Raw genomic sequence first — 4,933 nt, 5'->3', positions numbered from 1 at the left:
CGCCGACGGAACGTTCCGTCGGCGGGCCATGTCCATACACAGATACCCTTGACAGGTGACCGACGCCCAAGAGACCGCAGCAGACAGCACCCTGCGAACCACCGGAGGCGCCCCTCCGGACGACGGCGGATCTTCTGACGCGGAGGCGCCGATCCCTTTGCTGGAGCCGCGGGACGGCATTCCGCCCGTGATCGCCGACGAGGCGACGCTGGCCGAGGTGATCGCCGCCTTCGCCGCCGGCTCCGGCCCCGTCGCCGTCGACGCCGAACGCGCGTCCGGCTACCGTTACGGCCAGCGCGCCTATCTGGTGCAGCTGCGCCGTGAGGGCGCGGGCACCGCGCTCATCGACCCCATCGCCTGCCCGGACCTGTCCGGCCTCGGCGAGGCGCTCTCCGACGCGGAGTGGGTGCTCCACGCGGCCACCCAGGACCTTCCCTGTCTGCGCGAGATAGACATGGTCCCCAGCCGTCTCTTCGACACCGAGCTGGCCGGCCGGCTCGCCGGGTTCCCCCGCGTCGGCCTCGGCGCGATGGTGGAGAACGTCCTCGGCTACGTCCTGGAGAAGGGCCACTCCGCCGTCGACTGGTCGACCCGCCCGCTGCCCGAGCCCTGGCTGCGCTACGCCGCCCTCGACGTGGAGCTCCTCGTCGACCTGCGGGACGCGCTGGAGAAGGAGCTGGACCGGCAGGGCAAGCTCGAATGGGCCCGTCAGGAGTTCGACGCGATCGCGACGGCGCCGCCCGCCGAGCCCCGCAAGGACCCGTGGCGGCGTACGTCCGGGATGCACAAGGTACGGCGCCGGCGGCAGATGGCGGTCGTGCGGGAGCTGTGGGAGGCCCGGGACCGTATCGCGCGGCGGCGGGACGTTTCCCCGGGCAAGGTGCTCAGCGACACGGCGATCGTCGAGGCCGCCCTGGCGCTGCCGACAGGCGCGCAGGCCCTCGCCGGGCTGAACGGTTTCGGGCACCGCATGGGGCGGCGGCAGCTGGAGCAGTGGCAGGCGGCGGTGGACCGGGCGAAGGCGCTGCCCGAGACCGCGCTGCCGGCGCACGGGCAGCCGGTGACGGGGCCGCCGCCGCCGAAGGCGTGGGCCGACAAGGACCCGGCGGCGGCCGCGCGGCTGTCCGCGGCGCGGGCCGGGGTCAGCGCGCTCGCGGAGCAGCTGAACATGCCGCAGGAGAACCTGATCACGCCGGACACGGTGCGGCGTCTGTGCTGGGAGCCGCCGGCCACGGCCGACGCCGACTCGATCTCCGCCTCGCTCGCGGGGTACGGGGCGCGGGCGTGGCAGGTGGAGCTGGTGACGCCGGTGCTGGTGGGGGCGCTGTCGGCGGTGGGCAAGAGCGCGTAGCCGCTCCGCGGGAGGGGCCGCCTCGGGGGTGCGACGCGGTGTGGGTGCGTATGCGGATGCGGGTGTGTGGGGGCTGGTCGCGCAGTTCCCCGCGCCCCTGAGGGTTCCCGGGAGCCACGAGGCGCCCCCTGCTCGTTCGGCCCCTCGCCTCTCGTCGCTCCTCTACTTCATCGCCCCCTGCTTCACTTCGTCGCTCCTCGCATGAAGCCGTTGTAGATGAACCTCTGCAGGGCCAGGAAGACGATCAGGGTCGGCAGGATGACCAGGACCGTTCCGGCTGAGATCGTTTCCCAGTGGGCGGCGTAGGGGCCCTTGAAGCGGAACAGGGATGTCGAGATCACGCCAAGGTCTTCCGAGGGCATGTAGAGGAAGGGGATGTAGAAGTCGTTGTAGACGGTGATCCCCTTCACGATGACGACGGTGGCGATCGCCGGCCTCAGGAGCGGGAAGATGATCTTTCGGTAGATGGTGAACGCGTTGGCGCCGTCGAGGCGGGCCGCCTCGTCCAGGGAGATCGGGATCGACCGGACGAACTGCAGGAAGATGTAGATCGAGACGATGTCGGTGCCCATGTAGAGGGCGATCGGCGCCCAGAGGCTGTCGAACATGCCGAAGCTGTCGACGATCTGGAAGGTCGCCACCTGGGTCGTCACCCCCGGCACCAGCGTGGCGACGAGGAAGAGCGCGACGACCAGCTTGCGGAAGCGGAAGGTGAACCGGTCGATGGCGTAGGCGGCCATGGAGCCGATGACCACCGTGCCGGTGACGGCGACCAGCAGGATGAAGGCCGTGTTGCCGAAGGCCGCGAGCATCTCGCCGTCCCGGAACGCGGTCACGTAGTTCCGGAAGTTGAGGAGATCGTCGGGCAGGCCGAGCGCCCGGCTGCCCTTCGCCATCTCCTGCTCGGACTTGAGCGAGGTCAGGAACACCACGGCGAGCGGCAGCAGGACGACCAGGGACGCCACGACCAGGGAGAGATGGGTGAGCGTCCGGGCGACCCGGCGGCGTACCACCGTGGTCGGGTGCGCGAGCGTCATGTGAGGTCCACCTTGTCGTCCGGGACGAGACGGCGCTGCACCCAGGTCACCGCGAGGATGATCAGCAGCAGGACCACGGCGGCGGCCGAGGCGAGGCCGGTCTTGTTGAAGCGGAACGCCAGGTCGGTCGTCTGGATCACGAAGGTCTCGGTGCCGGTGGCGCCGCCGGTCATGATGTACGGGATCTCGAAGACCGAGAGGGACCCCGAGATCGAGAGGATCACGCTCAGGCTCAGCACCGGTTTGATGCCGGGCGCGATGATGTACCGGAACTGGTGCCAGCGGCTCGCCCCGTCGAGTTCGGCGGCCTCGTACAGCTCGCCCGGGATGGACTGGATCGCGCCGAGGAAGAGCACGAAGTTCAGGCCCAGGTAGCGCCAGACGGAGACGCTGGCGAGGGAGATGTTCGCGGAGGTCGAGGTGCCCAGCCAGGCGCGGTCGGACTCGTACCCGAAGAGGGCGAGGACCGAGTCGAGGGTGCCGCCGTCCTGGAAGAAGTAGAGGAAGACGAAGCCGATCGCGACGCCGTTGATCAGGTACGGGAAGAACAGCACGCCCTTGAAGAAGTTCCGGAGGCGGACGTTGAAGCTGAGGACGGTCGCGAAGTAGAGGGCGAGGGCGATCTGCACCGCCGAGGCGGCCAGGTAGTAGCCGCTGACGAAGAAGACCTGGAACAGCTCGGGGCGGGTGAAGATCTCCACGTAGTTGTCGGCGCCGATGTAGCTCAGCTCGGGGCTGACGCCGTCCCAGTCGGTGAAGCTGTACGCCAGCATGTTGACGACCGGGGCGTAGGTGAAGGCGACCAGGAGGGCCAGCGGGGCGGCGAGGAACAGCCACGGGGTGAGCTTCCGCCACAGGCGCACCGAGCGGGGGGCCGGCCTCGGCACCGGGGGCGGTGGCGCGGCCGACGGGGGCCGCGCCACCTTCTCGGTCGTGTGCGTGGCGGGCATCAGGAACCCACGGTCTTCTGCGCCTCGGTCCAGCGCTCGCCCAGGTCGTCGAGGAAGTCGTCGAGGGTGCCGTCCTTGGCGCCGCGGGCGAGGTCGACGAGGTCCTGGCGGTACTCGGGGGCGTAGATGCCGACCTCCGAGGCGTTGTCGATCTCCTTCACCCGGCCGCCCTTGGCGTCGTCGAGCTCGATGAGCTTCACGCCCTGCTCCTCGTACGGCTTGAGCGACTCGGGCAGCGGGGCGTTCTTCAGCGTCGCGATCGACAGGTTGTCCTCGGCGTAGCCGGACTTGTCGGTGAACCAGTCGACCCAGGCGCGGGCGGCCGCCTTGTGCTTCGAGTGGATGCTGACGGCCTGGTTGTAGTCGGGGTTGGCGGTGGCGCACGCCTTGCCGTCGACGCGGGCGGGGAACGGCATGAAGCCGATGTCGTCGGGGTCGGCCCCGGCCTTCTCGGCCGCCTGCCGGAACTGGATGACCGCCCAGCTGCCGAGCCACGCCGTGGCGATCTCGCCCTTGGCGAGCTTGGGCTTGGACTCCTCCCAGTTGGTGGTCGTCGGGTCCTTCTCGATCAGGCCCTGCTTGACGATGTCGTACAACAGGGTGTCGCCGACGCGGAGTTCGCCGTTCTCGCCCCAGGGGTCGGTCTCGGCGAGGGCGGTGGTGGCGCCGGTGTCGCAGCTGACCGAGCCGTTGACGAACGTCCAGTGGGTTAGGGGCCACTGGGCGGCGAAGTTGGTGTAGTACGGGACGGCGTCGGTCTTGGACTTGATGGCCTTCAGCGCGGTGAGGAACTCGTCGGGCGTGGTGGGCCAGTCGGTGACGCCGGCCTCGGCCCAGATCCGCTTGTTGTAGAGGAAGCCGGGGGTCGCGCCCATGGGGCTCTGGCCGTAGACCTTGCCGTCGACCGTGGTGAATCCGGTGAAGCGGTACTTCTCGGCGAGCTCGTCCTGGGTGCCGAGGGAGGCGAAGAACCTGGGGTAGTCGTTCTTCTTGATGACGCCGGGGATCATGAGGACGTCGCCGTAGTTCTTCGTGTTCATACGGATCTTGACTTCGGCCTCGTAGTCCGTGATCGCGTCGAACTCGACCTTCACCTTCGGGTAGATCTTGTTGAACTCCGCCGCGTACTTCTTCATCGTGCCGTCCTGCACGATGTCGGTGCGATGGGTGAGGACCTTGATGGTTCCGGACACCTTCGACGGATCGTCGGGTGCCTTCGCGTCGGCTGCCTTCGAGCCGCCTCCGCTGCCTGTGCAGCCCGACGCGAGGAGCGCGGCGGCGAGCAGTGTTCCGGTGAGCGTCCTTCGGTGGTTCATGTGCACCAGCTCCGTTCGGGACGGACGAGCACGGGTGGTTGGCTGGTTCGGCACTCTGGCAGCCGTTCACTGAACCGGTAAAGTCCCAATCTCGCCAAGGGTGCCGAAACTTTTCGCGACGCTGCCGCGTCATCGACTGGACCGGTTTAGGAGGGCGCATGCTCGACGCCACCCCGCTCACCGAGGGCTGGATCCTGCGGTACGAGGGGCGGGAGCTGCCCGCCGCCAGTAGCTCGGTGTGCGTGCACACCGATCTACGGCGGCGGGCAGCTCCCGCCC

The 4,933-nt window shown here is 69.0% G+C and carries 4 protein-coding genes; 1 reads left to right on the top strand and 3 read right to left on the bottom strand.

All coding sequences use genetic code 11. The features are described from left to right. The first annotated feature begins 55 nt into the window (after window positions 1-55). A complete protein-coding gene (locus AOK23_RS43075) occupies window positions 56-1,351 on the top strand; it encodes an HRDC domain-containing protein (protein ID WP_206336448.1) in 1,296 nt (431 codons plus the stop codon). 182 nt (window positions 1,352-1,533) lie between these two features. Here the strand turns inward: AOK23_RS43075 and AOK23_RS43070 are convergent, their stop codons facing one another. Genes AOK23_RS43070 through AOK23_RS43060 form a run of 3 tightly spaced genes read right to left on the bottom strand, consistent with a single transcriptional unit; the run spans window position 1,534 to window position 4,654 of the window. Then, on the bottom strand, window positions 1,534-2,388 hold the full coding sequence (locus AOK23_RS43070; RefSeq protein WP_206336447.1) for a carbohydrate ABC transporter permease: 855 nt from the start codon (window positions 2,386-2,388) through the stop codon (window positions 1,534-1,536). Then, on the bottom strand, window positions 2,385-3,338 hold the full coding sequence (locus tag AOK23_RS43065) for a carbohydrate ABC transporter permease (RefSeq protein ID WP_055717804.1): 954 nt from the start codon (window positions 3,336-3,338) through the stop codon (window positions 2,385-2,387). Before AOK23_RS43065 ends, AOK23_RS43070 begins: the two co-directional genes overlap by 4 nt. Beyond that, complete coding sequence (locus AOK23_RS43060) at window positions 3,338-4,654, bottom strand: ABC transporter substrate-binding protein (protein ID WP_055717803.1); 1,317 nt, start codon at window positions 4,652-4,654, stop codon at window positions 3,338-3,340. Before AOK23_RS43060 ends, AOK23_RS43065 begins: the two co-directional genes overlap by 1 nt. Between the last annotated feature and the right edge of the window lie 279 nt (window positions 4,655-4,933).

This window comes from Streptomyces torulosus (assembly GCF_001419765.1).
Lineage (GTDB): Bacteria > Actinomycetota > Actinomycetes > Streptomycetales > Streptomycetaceae > Streptomyces > Streptomyces torulosus.
The sequence above is the reverse complement of the archived record's forward strand: the minus strand, read 5'-3'. Positions and strand labels throughout refer to the sequence as shown.